Consider the following 17,617-nt stretch of genomic DNA (forward strand, 5'->3'; position numbering starts at 1 on the left):
TATCTAATTGAAATAAAAACCCGCTATCAAATAAATTTGACAACGGGTTTTTATCTTATATAAATTTTATAGAGGTCTATTTAAGACTTATTTGTCATTTAATACTGCCTGTGCAGCTGCAAGTCTTGCAATTGGTACACGGAATGGTGAGCAGGATACATAGTCTAATCCAGCTCTGTAGCAGAACTCTACAGAAGATGGATCTCCACCATGTTCTCCACAGATTCCAAGATGAATATCCGGACGAGTTGCTTTACCCTTCTTAGCAGCCATTTCAACTAACTGACCAACACCCTTCTGATCTAATCTTGCAAATGGATCAGATTCATAAATCTTATTCTCATAATAAGACTCAAGGAATTTACCAGCATCATCTCGAGAGAATCCAAATGTCATCTGAGTTAAGTCATTTGTTCCAAATGAGAAGAATTCAGCTTCTTCTGCAATTTCATCTGCAAGCAATGCAGCACGAGGAATCTCGATCATTGTACCAACTTTGTATTCAATATCTGATTCATAGTAAGCTTTCACTTTTTCAGCTGTTTCTACAACCACATTTTTAACATATGCAAGTTCTTTCTTTTCTCCTACTAATGGAATCATGATTTCAGGAACGATGTTATATCCTTTTTCCTGTTTTACTTCAATTGCAGCTTCCATAACAGCTCTCGTCTGCATTTTTGCAATTTCCGGATAAGTAACAGCAAGACGGCATCCACGATGACCCATCATTGGATTAAATTCATGGAGAGACGCACGTCTCATATTGATTTCTTCTACTGTTACATTCATATCTTTTGCAAGTGCAGTAATTTCTTCCAGTGTATTTGGAAGGAATTCATGAAGAGGTGGATCTAAGAAACGGATTGTTACCGGTCTACCTTCCATTACTTCATATAATTCTTTGAAGTCTTTCTTCTGATAAGGAATTAACTGATTCAGAGCAATTTCTCTTGCTTCTTTTGTTGTTGAAAGAATCATACGACGAATCTTTGGAATTCTTTCTGCATCAAAGAACATATGCTCTGTACGGCAAAGTCCAATACCTTCTGCTCCAAATTTAACTGCATTAAGAGCATCTGCAGGTGTATCTGCGTTTGTTCTTACCTGAAGTGTACGGATTTCATCTGCCCATGTCATAATACGGTCAAAGTTTCCGCTAATGCTTGCAGGAACTGTACGGATTTCTCCAAGGTAAATCTTACCTGTGGAACCATCAATAGAGATATAATCTCCTTCTTTTATTGTTTTTCCACCTAATGTAAACTCTGTGTTATCATCATTAAATTTAATTTCTCCACATCCGGCTACACATGCTGTACCCATTCCACGAGCAACTACAGCTGCATGAGATGTCATACCACCACGAGCTGTCAGAATACCTTCTGCTGCATGCATTCCTTCAATATCTTCTGGAGATGTTTCCAAACGAACTAATACAACTTTTTCTCCTGCTTCATGATGAAGTTTTGCTGCATCAGCTGTAAAATATACTTTACCTGCTGCTGCTCCTGGAGATGCTGGAAGTGCTGTTCCAATAGGAATCGCTACTTTAATTGCTTCTGGATCAAAATTTGGATGTAATAACTGATCCAGTGCTTTAGCTTCAATTCTTGATACAGCTTCTTCTTTAGAAATCATACCTTCGTCTACTAATTCACATGCAATACGAAGTGCTGCAGGAGCTGTTCTCTTACCATTTCTTGTCTGTAAGAAATACAGTTTTCCTTCCTGGATTGTAAATTCCATATCCTGCATGTCACGATAGTGATCTTCCAGTGTATGAGCAATATTCATGAACTGTTCATAACACTCTGGCAGATCTTCTGCTAATTTGCTGATTGGCTGTGGTGTACGAACACCGGCAACTACGTCTTCACCCTGTGCATTGATGAGGTATTCACCATAAATCTGCTTTTCACCTGTGGATGGGTTTCTTGTGAATGCAACACCTGTTCCTGATGTATCTCCCATGTTACCAAATACCATTGTCTGAACGTTAACAGCTGTTCCCCAGTCTCCAGGGATATCGTTCATTCGACGATAATAGATTGCACGAGGATTATCCCAGGAACGGAATACTGCTTTGATTGCTTCAAACAGCTGATCTTTTGGATCCTGTGGGAAATCTTCTCCCAAAGCTTTTTTATAAATCTTTTTATATCGAGCAATAACTTCTTTTAAGTCATCTGCATCTAAATCCGTATCAAATTTTACACCCTTGTCCTCTTTCATATCATCCAGGACTTCTTCAAATTTAGCTTTGTCCACTTCTTTTACAACATCAGCAAACATCTGAATGAAACGACGATAAGAATCATATGCAAAACGTGGATTTCCTGTTTTCTTTGCAAATCCTTCTACAGCAACATCATTCAGACCTAAGTTAAGAATTGTATCCATCATACCCGGCATAGATACTCTTGCTCCGGAACGAACAGATACTAAAAGAGGATCTTCCAGATCTCCGAACTTTTTACCCTGGATCTCTTCAAGAGCTGCCATAGCATCATAAACCTGACCTGCTACTTCGTCACTGATTTTCCCGCCGCAGTCATAGTAGTTTGTACAAGCTTCTGTTGTTACAGTGAAACCTTGAGGGATTGGAAGACCCAGTCCTGTCATTTCTGCCAGATTGGCTCCCTTTCCACCAAGCAGGTTACGCATTTCAGCATTTCCTTCACTAAATTGATAAACCCATTTTGTTGACATGTCTCTACCTCCTAAATTTTAAGTTGTCATATCATATGTCATTGGTCTAATTGTAACACAAAACTTATGATTTGGGAAATATTTTTATGCGTTTTTCACAATAAATTTTATTTTTATTTTTTTTTCTTATTTATTTTGCATATTTCGCGCTTTTTTCTAAATAAAATTTACTAAATTCTATACAATTATCTGTTTTCTTTAATTTGCAGAAGAAATTTTCTAATAAAAAGAAGCAGATAATTTTATCTGCTTCCTGATTTATTTATTGAATTGCTTTCTTGATTGCCAGCGGAACCGCATCTAATCGGCTGTGACTCTTTCTGACTTCTTCTTTATAATTAATTTTCTTTTCCTTTTTACTGATTTCCCAGAAAGGTCCTCCGGCATCTGCTCCTTCTTTTCCCTGTCTGATAATCTTTTTTAAAGACCATGTTTTATAAGTATTGGCACGGCTTCCAACATCTGCAACTTTTACCTGATCTTTCCCTACCATCCTGGTCAGAACAACAAAATGCCCTTTATTTGTAAAATCACCCGGTCCCATTAAAGCTACAACAGGATGTCCTGCCAACAGTGCTTTCTTTACTGCTTTATAACTATATCCCAAACCATCACAATTTAGCCCATACATTTTAGAAAGTCCCGGAACCACATCATGAGTACATCCTTGTCCAGTATAATACCATCCATTTTCATAAGCCTGTTTGCACATTTTAGGTACACTGACTTTTTTCCCTGTTAAGGAGCTATAACAAACCGCAACAGATGTGGGACCACATCCTGCAGCCTGAATTGTACTTCCACCAATTTTCTCTCCTGGATAATCAGCCTGATTATAATATACAACCTTCAATGAAGAAGTATATTGATTCTGTCCTGCCATAACGCCTGTTGTCTGTGATGCCATAAGTATTGTAAAACTAAATGCAGCTAACAATCTGCCTGCTTTTTTCAGGATTCTCATAAAAACCTCCGGTAGAACCTGTAATTCGACATTTTTTCCTTTTAAACAGAATTATACCAAGATTAATTATGTTAATCAAGTGTTTCAAATATTAAATTTGTATGAATTTTATTGATTTTTTCCTTTTTCGAATTTTGCTCCACTTCTATGACCACCTGTCATATGATCTATTTCTCCATCTAGAAAACTGGCTCTTTGAATAGAATCTCTACCATATTTAAGACGAATCCGATCAATGGAAGCATCTAATTTTCGAAGTTTTTCTCTTTTTTCCTGTTGAAATAAATTTATCTGGGCAAACTCTTCTCTGGTAATATCCGTGACACGTAGTCCAAGAAGCCTTACAGAAATTCCACTATAGCTTTCCCTATAAAGCTCTCTTGCAATTTTATAAATCTCATTGGTAATATCTGTTGGTACATCCAGTTTTCTCTGATGACTGCTTCGCCGAAATTCAGTATCTTTAATCTCCACACATATACAGGAACTTCTCACATGATCTGCCCGCAGTCTGGATGCAACCATCTCTGCCAATGATAACAGCACATGCTCAGCATCTTTAATATCTGATATATCCTTTGCCAAAGTAATACTATTGCCATATCCTTTATTTAAACCTTCTTCACTTTCCACAGGTGAAGAATCAATACCTTTGGCATAATTATAGAGGGTCTGCCCATGTTTGTTTCCCACATGATCCTGTAGGAGTTTTAAATCCACAGAAGCCAATTCTCCTATAGTCCGTATTCCCAGTAATTCCAGTTTTTTTTGAGTTGCTTTCCCTACCAAAAATAAATCTCTAACCGGTAAAGGCCACATTTTTTCCGGAATTTCTTCTGGAAACAAAGTGTGCACTTTATCGGGTTTTTCAAAATCTGATGCCATTTTTGCAAGAAGTTTATTCGGTGCAACTCCAACATTGACAGTAAATCCCAGTTTTTTGCCAATAGTATCCTTTAATAAACAGGCCGCCATATAAGGACTCTCATAACGATGAATCGTTTCTGTCATATCAAGAAAAACTTCATCAATACTATATTGTTCCAGTACCGGAGAAAATTTTAAAGCTTCATTCACAAATCTTTGTGAATAACGACTATATAGACCATAACGGGATGGACATATTTTTACTTCCGGACATTTTATTATTGCTTCCCGAATAGTTTCTGCCGTCCTGATTCCATACTTTTTTGCCGGAAGGGATGCCGCCAGCACAATTCCATGACGTTTCTTTTCATCCCCTCCTATAATTGCCGGAATTTTCCTTAAATCTTCATCCTCACCCAGTTCTTTCATTCTATATACAGCTTCCCAGCTTAAGAATGCAGAATTAACATCAATATGAAATATTACTCTCCGATCCATCTGCATCCCCTTTCTCTAAATTTTAGCTTAAGACTCTCTCGGGAGTCATCTTATATCTGATATGAAACAATTCAGTGGTTAAATGGCTCTCCCTAAAGGTTCTCCCTGACGGATCTTGGTTTCACAGCACTGCTTTGTCCTTTCCAGTAATTCTTCTCTTATGATTACTTTATTTTTTTCTATAAGAAGGACAATCGTTGAACCTCCAAATTCAAAGTATCCCTTTTCTTGTCCTCTTTTCATAGTACCGTATCCATGATGGTTAACAATTCGTCCCACCATTAAAGCTCCAACTTCCATCTGAATCATATTGCCAAAATGTCTGGTTTTCATCATTGTAAATTCCCGGGCATTTTCTTTATAAATAGGAACAAAATCATTTGCCACCGGATTTACAGTGTGATATACCCCTGGAATAAAATAATTTTCACTTTTTATTCCATCATCAACATAACAATAACGGTGATAATCATCTACAGTCAGACGCAAAATGACTGCATAGCCTCCATCAAAATAGCTGGCAATCTTATCATTCCTAAGTAATGATTCAACAGAATATTCTGTATCCTTTACAACGAATGTGGTGTCTTTTTCAATGGGATATACACTGACTTTACTATCGCAAGGGCTGAACAAAACATCCTGATCATCTGGAAGCGGACGTTTTCCCTCTTTTATCTTCCTGGTAAAAAAATCATTATATGACCGATACTTTTTCTTCTGATATTGACTCATATCAATATGATTTTTTTCAATGAAACTTTGTATCATACATTTAGAAAAAGGAGAACTTAAAAAAGCTCCCCCTATTTTTGATACCCATGGCCTGGTTAGTATTTTTAATTTTAACCTTCCTGTAAATGTAGAATACAAAAGTTTCAGAAATCGATCCTGGAAATTTTCTTCTTCATAAATTTTCCCATCCATATCTGCATACTTCATATGTATTCCTCCTAAATCTTAAACAGAAACATTTTTGCTGCAACAATTGCACCTATAATTACAAAAGTAAGCATAGATTTCTTTCCTGGTTTAAAAACTTTAAAATCAATAACAAACAGCAGCGAAATCACAAAAATCATAAAAACATATATGTATGGAAACTGTTCAGGAAAAAATCGTCTCAACTGATATACAATAGGTATAATCAGTGCAACCGAAGTAACAGGAAGTCCCTGATAATGTTTTCTTCGTTCAGTGGTTGCAGCCTGCCGCTGTTCCTCTGTAACATTAAAATATGCCAGTCGAATCACAGCTCCTAAAATATACATCATATATGCAATTTTTGCATACCATGTATCCATTCCCAATGCATATCCGATTACCACCGGAAAAGCTCCAAAACAAACTAAATCACATAAAGAATCAATTTCGATTCCAAATTTCTTGGCATCATCACTTCTTTTAATCATTTTTGCAATGGTACCATCATACATATCTGTTAATCCTGATATCATCAGACACAAAACCGCTATTTTAAAATTCCCATCAAAAGCCGCTGACATGCCAAAAACAGCACTGACAACCCCCAGATATGTTAAAATCACTGAAACGTTATAAAATCCTATCATAATTAATACCCTCTATTCTTTACCCTTATCCTTTATTGTGACATGTGCAACACAAGTCATTAGTGCACTGATCAGTACCAATGCATAATAGCTGATTCCACGACTTAAAAGCATCGCAGGATATAAAAGACTACCAGAAAAAATCTTACAGAAGATTTTCAAAAACAGACCTTCGCTGATTCCCATTCCTCCCGGAAGAGGTAGCATATCCACTGAAATAGAAATTACACACTGAAGCGCTACAACATCCACAAATCCCAGATGTGTCAGTCCAAACGCCTTATATACCAGATATGTAATAGAAAAATGAATAATGCGCTGGACCAATGTTACAAGAAACATCTGAAACATTAATCCCCGATGTTCCTGGATGACGGCTGCTGCCTTATGATATTTTGCCATGGAATTCTGCAGCTTCGTCATTCTATCATCTTTTTTTCGAAGAATGTGCATCCTCTCTAACAAATGCATAAATGTCAAAAGCAATCTGGAAGCTAATGTAGGCTCAAAAACCAAAATAAGCATAAATGTAACACAAAAAATATTCAAAGCCATTCCAAGATAAAAGAAAAAAGAAACTTTCCAAATATATTCTGTTATTAAAAAATGTCTAAACAAAAATATTAATACACCTAGAAAAACCAAAACAAATTTATATAAAATTGTTATGATCATTAATATGACAGTTCCCACCGAAACGTCAACCTGATCTCTATTCATATAATACAGCTGTGCCGGTTGTCCTCCTGTTGCGGAAGGGGTAATACAGCTGAAGAAAAACCCAACAAATGAATATTTGATACAATTTCTTCCTGGTACCTGATCATACTTTAAAACTCTAAGCATTCTGTATATTATGTATGATTCACAGCATACAAATACTATAATGAACACAAATCCTGCAATATAGTAAATCGGCGAAACCGAATGGATAACATTCAGTAATTCTGGCAGTTCTTTTCCCCTCAATACAGCATATGCTGTTAATCCAAATAGAGCAATAAAAAATACTGCATTGCCTATAATACTTTTTTTATTTTTCATGGAACCTACCCTTTTAATTCTGATAATTCTCCAGATTCATCCTCATTGCTTTCAAAACCAAAAAATTGATTTACTTTCGTAAAAAATTTCCATAAGCCCTGATACCAGTCTGTTTTCTGACCAATTGCAAAACACAATTCTGCCAGAAAAATTCCACCGATCAGATCAATAATATAGTGCTGTTTAATGACCTGAGTAGAAACACAAACCAGAATTGCAAAAAAGGCAGAAAACTTTCTGTACCATTTAGGAATCTCCTTCTGATTCCTGATTCCTACATAGCAGAACCAACTCACCAGACAATGAATTGATGGAAATAAATTAGCAGACTGATCTACTTTATATACAAATCTTAATACATAATCCCAAAATCCTGTCCCTGTTACTTCTGGTCTGACCAATGTAGTGGGAAGAAAGACAAAAAAAAGTCCACATATAAATCTTGAAATAAAATCTCCCACCAAAAAGCGATACATATGCTCTTTGCCAATACGTCCTATTAATATATAGTTAATCACCCAGAAAATGTAGCATATTAAATATATACTGGTAAATTCCGGTATCAATGGCACCATACGATCAAACCCGGTCGTAAAATCATGGTGATAAAAACCAGAGCAAAGCTTCATTGTTCCACTGTATACCAATGTATTAAATACAAAAGATGAAATCAGCGGAATAACAGCATATTTAGGAATAAAACCAATAATAGTGTTTTTTCCATCTTTCATTATCTATGCCTCTTCTCCTTTTTTTATTAAAATGCCCTCATGGCATGTGGTTCTGGTATTCAGTTATAAAAGACCTTCTATACTACAAGAATCATGCCAACATCTGACATGATCCTTGTAATATTATATCTTTGTTATGTTTAAAAGTAAAGGAAAGCCCTTATATTTAATATTTTTGTAAGATTCTTCTATTCAACCTCTTGAATTTCTAATCTTTTATTCTTTTTTCTGTTAAACAGAGCATAGATACATGGTACTACAATTAAAGTGAGAAGCGTGCCGTAAATCAGTCCTCCAATGGTGACAATTGCCATAGGCTGCATCATTTCCGCTCCCTGTCCAAAACCGATGGCCATTGTTGATAATCCAAGAATCGTAGTCAATGCAGTCATTAAAATCGGGCGAAGTCGCAGTGTTCCTGCAGTCACGATGGCATCTTGCAATTCATATCCCTGTTCTCTCAGCTGATTGATCATATCTACCAGAACAATACCGTTATTTACAATAATTCCTGCCAGCATTACAAATCCGATCATTGCAATGACACTTAAATCTTTTCCTGTAATCAATAGTGCCAAAAATCCTCCGGTAAATGCCATTGGAATTGTAAACAAAATAATAAATGGAAATTTCAGTGACTGGAACTGTGCAACCATAATCAAATACATGAATGCGATTGCCAGCAGAAGCATCAGTCCAATCTGTCCTGTTGTTTCCTCTATAGATTCCATTTCACCTTTCATAGTATATGAATAACCTTTTGGTGCTTTATATGATTTTAATTTCTTTTGTACCTGCTGGCTGACTTTTCCTATGTTATAGCCATCTTTTAATTCAGCTGTCACAGTAATAGTTCTTTCCTGCTGGTTTCTGTTAATAGAAGAAAGACTATCACTGTTTTTAAATGATGCAATGGATGATAATGATATCTCTTTACTTGTTCCATTTTTTGTTCCACTTAACTTCAAATTCCTCAAATCACTTCTTGTCAACGTATTTTTAGTACTGTTGCCAACCTTCACATTCATTTCCTTGTCGTCAATAACTATTGTTGTTGCCTGAGATGCTTCAGAAAGCTTCTGGTTCAATTGCTGATAAACACTGGCAACTGTTAATCCATACTGAGCAGCCTTTTTCTTATTGACAGTGATATGTATATCTGGTGTAGTTTCCTCAGAACCATCCATAACATTCATTGTTCCTTTAACTTTTTTCACCTTTTGGGCTATCTCTTCTGCTGTGGCACGAAGTGTATCTAAATCCCTTCCTTTAACCTGAATCGAAATACCACTTCCTCCAAGGGCACTCATATCCATATTAGATTCCATTACTTCAATTTCACAGTCAAACTTCTTTGTTTTTTTCAAGATTTCCTTTTTTATTTCTTTGTTTGTTTTCTTTTTATTTTCCTTTAACAAAATGTACATACTGGAACGATCTGTATTACTTTTTCCAGATGACATTCCCATACCAGTTGAATCTGTTGTAATCATAGCTGCCACACTATCCACATCTTTTATTTTTTTAATCTTTTCCATTACTGTATCAGACATTGCAGCTGTATCTTCCATGGATGATCCTTCTGGCATCTGTATAGTCAGTGACATCTGTGTACTATCCATATTTGGCATAAGTGAACTGCCGATTTGCGTTGCTCCATATATACTTCCTGCAAATAATACCAATGTAATCAAGATAACTGCAATTTTACGATTCAATATTTTTTCCATGAATCCCTGATATGCACCCTGCAGACGATCAATTAATTTACTGTCCTTTTCTGTTACTTTATGAAGAACTCCAGCAGACATCATTGGTACAAATGTTACTGCTACAATCAGACTGGCCAGCAAAGAATACCCAATAGTCAATCCCATATCCACAAACAGCTTCTTTGTAATACCTGTTGTAAACACAATTGGTAAGAAAACAGATACTGTTGTAAGAGTGGACGAGGTAATGGCACCTGCAACCCCTTTTGCTCCAGTAATTGCAGCTTCTTTTACCGGTACTCCATCTTTTCTCAGACGATAGATATTTTCTATAACTACAATAGAATTATCTACCAGCATACCTACCCCCAGTGCCAGACCTGAAAGTGATATTACATTTAATGTAATTCCGCTAAAATACATTAAAACCACTGCTAAAATAACACTAAGAGGAATAGAGCATGCAATAACAAGTGTCGGCTTTATATCCTTCAAAAACAGAAGAAGAATAATAACTGCCAGACCTGCACCCATCAGAAGATTTTTCATTACAGATCCTGTAACCAGATCAATGTAGATACCCTGATCCATAATATTAATATAATGTAAATCCTTATTCTCTTTCTTCAGTTCTTGCAATTTATCTGCAATCCGGTCTGATACATCAGCTGTTGAATAATTATTTTGTTTCTGTATTGTCATAATAACTCCGTTATATCCATTGACACGACAATACATGTCACTTTGATTATTCACGACAGCTACATCAGCCACATCACTTAATTTTACCGTTGGAATACCTTCTATTCCAAGATCCATCAATTCCATATTTTCCAAATCTTTCTGGCTTTCGGCTTTATCTCCAACCCTAACCAGATATTGGACATTATTTTCTGTAATATATCCTGCAGGCATTTCAAAATTCTGTGCTACCAGCAATGCTTTTACATTTTCTACAGTTAATTTATCTTTCACATTTGCTGAGGCTTCTGCCTGAGCTTTAGCTTCATCCAGTTTTTGCTGACCTGTGGTAATCTGTGTCTCCCCTTGGGCAATTCCAATCTCCGCTGTTGTCATTTGCTGACCGGCAGATGCAGATTGAATATTAAACTGGGTAATCTTCGCGCTGATTTCTTTTTTCCCTTCCTGAATCTGCTTTAATGCCTTATTTAATGATTTAATATTTTTATCAATTGTTTTTATTGATTCAGATGCTGTACTTTTTTGTTTCTTTAATTCTGTAAGCTGTGCCACCAGCTGAACTTTCTGTGCCCCATCTGGAAGTTTTTTTACCTGGTCTTCCCATTTTCCAATCTGAACGGAAAGCTCTTTGACCGTCATCTGCAGTGTTGTCTTCTGATTTTTTAAATTGGTAATGGCACTGGTTACCTGTACTTCTTTTTGCGCAAGGGAAATCTGTCCGTCTGATAATGCCGTCTGAGCTTTAGCCAGTTGCTTGTTTGCCTGATTTCGTTTGGCATTCAGTGTATTTTTTCCTGTTTCCAACTGATTTTTTGCCTGGTCCAATTTGTTCTGTTGTTCATCAAACTGTCCATTCAAAGCATCTTTAATCTTATTGTTCAGTTTTTCTATTTTCTGTTCATTTATAATAACATTGATATTTTCTTCAACTAATCCAGTAGTATTAACTGAAGCGACTCCATCCACAGCCTCAACAGACGGAGCTATCTTTTTTTCCACTAATTCTGATAGTTCTGCTGTATCCAGCTTTTTAGCATCCATCGCTGTTACCATAACAGGCATCATATCAGGGTTAAGTTTCATTATCGTCGGATTTCCAACTTTATCTGTCCAATACCCTGTCAGCATATCCAGCTTCTCTCTCATATCAAGAGATACAGCATCCATATTAGTGTCACCTTCAAATTCCAGGATAACCATAGATAAATTTTCACTGGATATGGAATTTACTTCCTTAATGTTTGAAATAGTAGCCATAGACTGTTCAACAGGCTTTGTTACTGTTGTCTCTACTTCCTCTGGAGATGCTCCCTGATATGTAGTCATAACAATAGCATATGGAAGTTCCATGCTCGGAAGCAAATCTGTTGTCATTTTTGTAAAAGAAACAATTCCTAAAATAAGAATTAATGCAACTCCTACAATTACTGTATAAGGCTTTCTTACACTAAATTTTGAAATCATAATCTTCACCTTTCCTGTTATGAAACAACAATTCAACTCTGCTCCATTTTTCTCTCATGAAAGCAAAAAGTTCATTCTGCTTTTAAATACTATCCAAATATACTTATGCTATCTCAGTAAAAAAAAGAAGTCAACCATTTTTGAATAATATCTATGTGATTCACGTACAATAAAAAGAAAACAAGGAGATCTTAATTATGAATGAAACTTACCCTTTTTCTTTGGAACCTCTTCCATATGACTATCACACTCTAGAACCTGTCATCAGTGCTGAAACTCTTCATTTTCATCACGACAAGCATCTTGCTACTTATGTAGAAAAACTAAATCACGCTTTGCAGCCTCATGAGGAACTTCATAACATGACTCTGGAACAGCTCCTTACAGAGCCTCTGACAGTTTCAGATTCTGTTAAAACCGAGATTAAAAATAATGGCGGGGGTGTTTATAACCATCAGTTATATTTCAAGTGTATGAAGCCGGCAGAAGAGATGACGCCTCCAAAAGGACAGTTATTAGATAAAATTAAAACATCTTTTGGATCACTTGATACTTTTATACAAAATTTAACAAATGAAGCCTTATGTTTATTTGGTTCAGGCTATGCATGGCTGATTATGAATAACGGCAATCTGGAAATTACTACTACGCCAAATCAAAACACACCATTAACCAGCTCTGTCTATCCACTTCTTCCTATTGATGTCTGGGAACATGCATATTATCTCCAGTATCAGAATCGTCGCATGGATTATGTTAACAACTGGTTTTCAATCATTAACTGGGATTATGTTGAAGAACGTTTCGCCCATCAGTTGTAATTTGAATACTATATTTACAAAACAAAAAAAGTTTTGGAATCTCTTCCAAAACTTTTTTGTTTTTAATAGAAAAAGCTTCTTAAGTAAAGCTGCCTTATCTACTTTGCTTTTTTACTATTCTACACTATAGTTTGGTGCTTCTTTTGTAATATGAATGTCATGTGGATGACTTTCTTTCAATGAAGCAGCAGTAATCTTAACGAATTCTCCTGTTTCCTGTAAAGTCTTAATGTCTTTTGCTCCACAGTAACCCATTCCAGAACGTAATCCACCTAACAGCTGGAATACAGTATCTTCAACTGTTCCTTTATAAGCTACACGTCCTTCTACACCCTCTGGTACAAGTTTCTTTGCGTTTGTCTGGAAATAACGGTCTTTACTTCCATTTTCCATAGCTGCCAAAGATCCCATTCCACGATATACTTTATATTTTCTTCCCTGATATAATTCAAATTCTCCAGGACTTTCATCACAACCTGCCAGCATACTTCCAAGCATACATACATCTGCTCCAGCTGCAATTGCCTTTGTGATTTCTCCTGAGTATTTAATACCTCCATCAGCGATAATTGGAATGCCTGCTTTCTTAGCTTCTTCATAAGCACTCATAATAGCTGTTACCTGAGGTACACCAATACCAGCTACAACACGGGTTGTACAAATAGATCCTGGTCCGATACCAATCTTAACACAATCAGCTCCAGCTTCAATTAACGCTTTTGCACCTGCTCCTGTTGCAACATTACCTGCAATAACCTGAAGATCCGGGAATTTTTCTTTTACCATTCTGATAACTCTTAATACGTTTGCAGAATGTCCATGTGCTGAATCCACTACAATAACATCTACATGCACATCAACCAGTGCCTGTACTCTATCCAGAACATCTGCTGTAATTCCTACACCTGCACCACAAAGGAGTCTTCCCTGATCATCTTTTGCTGCATTTGGATATTTAATCTGTTTTTCAATATCTTTAATAGTAATTAATCCTTTTAAGTTGAAATCATCATCAACAATTGGAAGTTTTTCTTTTCTTGCTTTTCCAAGAATCTTTTTTGCTTCCTCTAAAGTAATACCTTCTTTTGCTGTTACCAGTCCTTCAGAAGTCATAGACTCTTTAATCTTTTTAGAAAAATCTGTTTCAAATTTCAAGTCACGATTTGTAATAATACCAACTAATTTTGTACCTTCTGTAATTGGCACACCTGAAATGCGGAATTTTGCCATTAAATCATCGGCATCTTGAATGGTATGTTCTGGTGATAAGGAGAACGGATCCGTAATAACTCCATTTTCTGAACGTTTTACTTTATCTACTTCTTCTGCCTGCTGTTCAATAGTCATATTCTTATGAATAATCCCAATTCCACCCTGTCTTGCCATGGCAATCGCCATACGGTGTTCTGTTACAGTGTCCATGCTGGCACTCATTAATGGAATATTCAACTTAATTTTATTTGTCAGGCGTGTACATGTATCTACGTCATTTGCAATTACTTCTGAATATGCTGGTACTAAGAGCACATCATCAAATGTAATTCCTTCACCAATTAACTTTCCCATTTTTTTCCTCACTTTCTCTTAAAGATTAGATTATTTCTTTTGTTATTGTTCTGATTATATAGTATGTTATCTTAACAAATATTTTTTTTACTGTCAAGATTGTTTTGGTTAAATGTTTCAACTTACTATTTTTGAAAAAAGGAATTACTGATATTACAGCAACCCCTTTTTTTCTATAATACTGATACTTGCATAAGCATCTCTTCTAAATCAGGCATTAATTATTCTACAACAGCAATCTTACTTCCCAGATTCAGATTAGGCAGAGGTTTTGCTTCTACACAGATACTTCCTGGCAGTCCTGCTTCCTTTGCTCCACTGAATACAACGGTCAAGTGTCCAAGAGTTTCCAGATTTGACTGGGCAATATCTCCTACAGCTGTAATCAGGTATTCTTTCTCATCTATTATCAGCTTGTCACCTGCTTTAATAGTTCCATCAACTTTTTTAACATTAATAAAATAACAAAAATCTTTCAATGTATCCGGAACATTCTCTCCGAACAGAACAAACATTCCTTCGTCAAAAAAAGCTTCTATCTGATCTCCCATTTCAATGATTTCTGTCTGAAATATTACTTTACTCATATGGAATCCTCCTTTTACCCTCTATTTATTCTGTAATTCTTTGTCAATTGCTGCAGCTGCTTTCTTCCCTGCACCCATGGCAAGAATAACTGTAGCTGCACCTGTTACAGTGTCACCTCCAGCGTATACACCATCTTTACTTGTCTTCATTGTGTCTTCATCTACGATAATTCCGCCCCATCTCTGTGTATCCAGACCTGGTGTAGTCTGACGAATCAAAGGATTAGGACTCTGTCCGATTGCAATAATCACTGTATCAACATCCAGATCATAATTTGATCCTTCAATCGGCTGTGGAGAACGTCTTCCAGATGCATCCGGCTCTCCTAATTCCTGCTTGATGATTTCCATCTTATTGACCCATCCATTTTCATCAGCTTTGATGGATGCAGGGTTATTTAAGAATTTGAAAATAATTCCTTCCTCTTTTGCATGATGGAGTTCTTCCAGACGTGCCGGAGCTTCTTCTTCACTACGGCGATATACAATATATACTTCTTCTGCTCCAAGACGTTTTGCTGTTCTTGCTGCATCCATAGCTACGTTACCTGCACCTACAACAGCTACTTTCTTTCCTACTTTTACAGGTGTTGGACATTCTGGGAATTTATAACCTTTCATCAGGTTGACACGAGTTAAAAATTCATTTGCAGAATAAACACCCAGATGGTTTTCTCCTGGAATATTTAAAAATCTTGGAAGTCCGGCTCCACTTCCTACGAATACAGCTTCATATCCTTCTTCCATCAATTCATCAATCGTAACGGAACGTCCCACGATTACATTTGTCTTGATTTCTACACCCAGTTTTTCTACTGTCTCGATTTCTTTTGCAACTAAATCCTTTGGAAGACGGAATTCAGGAATACCATAACTTAATACGCCTCCTGCCTTATGCAGTGCTTCAAATACAGTAACATCGTATCCTTTTTTGATCAGTTCCCCTGCACAGGTAATTCCTGCCGGTCCACATCCTACTACAGCTACTTTCTTACCGTTTTTTTCGATTTTCACTTCTGTCGGTTTTGCATTTGCCATATGCCAGTCTGCAACAAAACGTTCCATACGTCCGATACCAACTGGTTCTCCTTTGATACCACGTACACACTTTCCTTCACACTGGTTTTCCTGTGGACAGACACGTCCGCAGATGGCAGGTAATGCATTTTCGCTTGTGATAACTTCATAAGCACCTTCAAAATCTCCTGCTGCAACTTTTTCAATAAACGCAGGAATCGGTACATTAACAGGACATCCATTTACACAAGGTTTATTTTTACAATTTAAGCAGCGTGTTGCTTCTTCCATTGCCATTTCTTTTGTATATCCCAGAGCAACCTCTTCAAAATTCTTATTTCGTACATTAGGATCCTGTTCAGGCATCGCTACTTTTTTCAGGCTCATATTTGCCATGACTATTTCCCCCTTCCAATTCTGCATTCATGTTCTTCTTCTCTAAACATTCCCTGACGTTGCATACATTCATCAAAATCAACTTTGAATCCATCAAAATCTGGTCCGTCTACGCATGCGAATTTTGTCTCACCACCAACAGTTACACGACAACCTCCGCACATTCCAGTTCCGTCGATCATGATCGGATTCAGGGATACAGTTGTTGGAATATCGTACTCTTTTGTAATCTTTACTACATTTTTCATCATGATCAGTGGTCCGATTGCAATAACTTCATCGTATTTTACCCCGGATTTAATCTGTTCTTCCAAGACTGTTGTAACAAATCCTTTTGTTCCAAGGCTTCCATCATCTGTTGCAATATATACATTATCACAGAATTCTTCAAATAATTCCTTAAGGATAACAAATTCTGCACTCTTACCACCAATGATTACATCGACAGGTACTCCCATCTTAGCCAGTTTACGAAGCTGTGGATATAAAGGTGCTGCACCCACTCCTCCGGCAACTCCTATTACACGTTCACATTTATGTAATGGAGAAGGCTGTCCTAAAGGACCAACAAAGTCCTGTACATAGTCTCCTTCTTCTTTTTTACTCAATAATTCTGTTGAATAACCAACCACCTGATAGATAATGGTTACTGTTTCTTTTTCACGGTCAAAATCAGCAATGGTCAATGGAATTCTTTCCCCGTCTTCATCTACCCTGATGATGATAAACTGTCCAGGTTCACATTTTCTTGCTACGTATGGAGCTTCAATCTCCATTAACTCAACAAGATTGTTAAGTTTCGTTTTCTTTACGATTTTATACACCACGTACACCTCTTTCTCAAAATATATCTTTCTACATTATACATGTTAAAAGTTCAATAGAAAAGAACTTTTTTTAAAATGTGTAATGCAATTGTTTTATTTCATTATCAGCATCTATCCACGACTAGTCTTTCTCAATGG

General features: G+C 36.5%; 13 protein-coding genes. 1 reads left to right on the forward strand and 12 read right to left on the reverse strand.

Translation table 11 applies throughout. The features are described 5' to 3' along the window. Window positions 1–87: 87 nt before the first annotated feature. The 8 genes from ppdK to KTB61_RS03775 form a co-directional block, all read right to left on the reverse strand. A complete protein-coding gene (gene ppdK, locus KTB61_RS03740; RefSeq protein WP_075760345.1) occupies window positions 88–2,712 on the reverse strand; it encodes a pyruvate, phosphate dikinase in 2,625 nt (874 codons plus the stop codon). Between the two features lie 262 nt (window positions 2,713–2,974). After that, complete coding sequence (locus KTB61_RS03745; RefSeq protein WP_075760344.1) at window positions 2,975–3,676, reverse strand: C39 family peptidase; 702 nt, start codon at window positions 3,674–3,676, stop codon at window positions 2,975–2,977. A 108-nt stretch (window positions 3,677–3,784) separates the two neighbouring features. Continuing rightward, the gene (locus tag KTB61_RS03750) at window positions 3,785–5,041 is read right to left on the reverse strand and encodes a DNA polymerase Y family protein (RefSeq protein WP_330390950.1); all 1,257 of its coding nucleotides are present in this window, start codon (window positions 5,039–5,041) and stop codon (window positions 3,785–3,787) included. Between the two features lie 78 nt (window positions 5,042–5,119). Next, window positions 5,120–5,983, reverse strand: a complete 864-nt coding sequence (locus tag KTB61_RS03755) for a phosphatidylserine decarboxylase (RefSeq protein WP_075760342.1) — start codon at window positions 5,981–5,983, stop codon at window positions 5,120–5,122. An 11-nt stretch (window positions 5,984–5,994) separates the two neighbouring features. Continuing rightward, window positions 5,995–6,612, reverse strand: coding sequence for a CDP-alcohol phosphatidyltransferase family protein (locus tag KTB61_RS03760; RefSeq protein WP_075760341.1), 618 nt, complete (start codon window positions 6,610–6,612; stop codon window positions 5,995–5,997). 12 nt (window positions 6,613–6,624) lie between these two features. After that, a complete protein-coding gene (locus tag KTB61_RS03765) occupies window positions 6,625–7,656 on the reverse strand; it encodes a lysylphosphatidylglycerol synthase transmembrane domain-containing protein (protein ID WP_075760340.1) in 1,032 nt (343 codons plus the stop codon). Window positions 7,657–7,661: 5 nt separating this feature from the next. After that, window positions 7,662–8,387 (reverse strand): phosphatase PAP2 family protein, encoded by a 726-nt coding sequence (locus KTB61_RS03770; protein WP_216696831.1) that lies wholly within the window; start codon window positions 8,385–8,387, stop codon window positions 7,662–7,664. A 188-nt stretch (window positions 8,388–8,575) separates the two neighbouring features. Further along, entirely contained in the window at window positions 8,576–12,265 is a 3,690-nt protein-coding gene (locus KTB61_RS03775; protein WP_216696832.1) for an efflux RND transporter permease subunit, read from the reverse strand. 197 nt (window positions 12,266–12,462) lie between these two features. Between KTB61_RS03775 and KTB61_RS03780 the strand changes: the two genes are divergently transcribed. Next, window positions 12,463–13,086: a superoxide dismutase gene (locus KTB61_RS03780; protein WP_075760337.1), complete on the forward strand. Its 624-nt coding sequence runs from the start codon at window positions 12,463–12,465 to the stop codon at window positions 13,084–13,086. A 114-nt stretch (window positions 13,087–13,200) separates the two neighbouring features. Here the strand turns inward: KTB61_RS03780 and guaB are convergent, their stop codons facing one another. The 4 genes from guaB to KTB61_RS03800 form a co-directional block, all read right to left on the reverse strand. Beyond that, window positions 13,201–14,652, reverse strand: a complete 1,452-nt coding sequence (guaB, locus tag KTB61_RS03785) for an IMP dehydrogenase (protein ID WP_075760336.1) — start codon at window positions 14,650–14,652, stop codon at window positions 13,201–13,203. Window positions 14,653–14,873: 221 nt separating this feature from the next. Then, the gene (locus KTB61_RS03790; protein ID WP_075760335.1) at window positions 14,874–15,239 is read right to left on the reverse strand and encodes a PTS glucitol/sorbitol transporter subunit IIA; all 366 of its coding nucleotides are present in this window, start codon (window positions 15,237–15,239) and stop codon (window positions 14,874–14,876) included. A gap of 21 nt (window positions 15,240–15,260) precedes the next feature. Beyond that, on the reverse strand, window positions 15,261–16,652 hold the full coding sequence (gltA, locus tag KTB61_RS03795; protein ID WP_216696833.1) for an NADPH-dependent glutamate synthase: 1,392 nt from the start codon (window positions 16,650–16,652) through the stop codon (window positions 15,261–15,263). Between the two features lie 2 nt (window positions 16,653–16,654). Next, on the reverse strand, window positions 16,655–17,476 hold the full coding sequence (locus KTB61_RS03800) for a sulfide/dihydroorotate dehydrogenase-like FAD/NAD-binding protein (RefSeq protein WP_075760333.1): 822 nt from the start codon (window positions 17,474–17,476) through the stop codon (window positions 16,655–16,657). Between the last annotated feature and the right edge of the window lie 141 nt (window positions 17,477–17,617).

This window comes from Anaerostipes faecalis (assembly GCF_018982945.1).
GTDB classification, from domain to species: domain Bacteria; phylum Bacillota; class Clostridia; order Lachnospirales; family Lachnospiraceae; genus Anaerostipes; species Anaerostipes faecalis.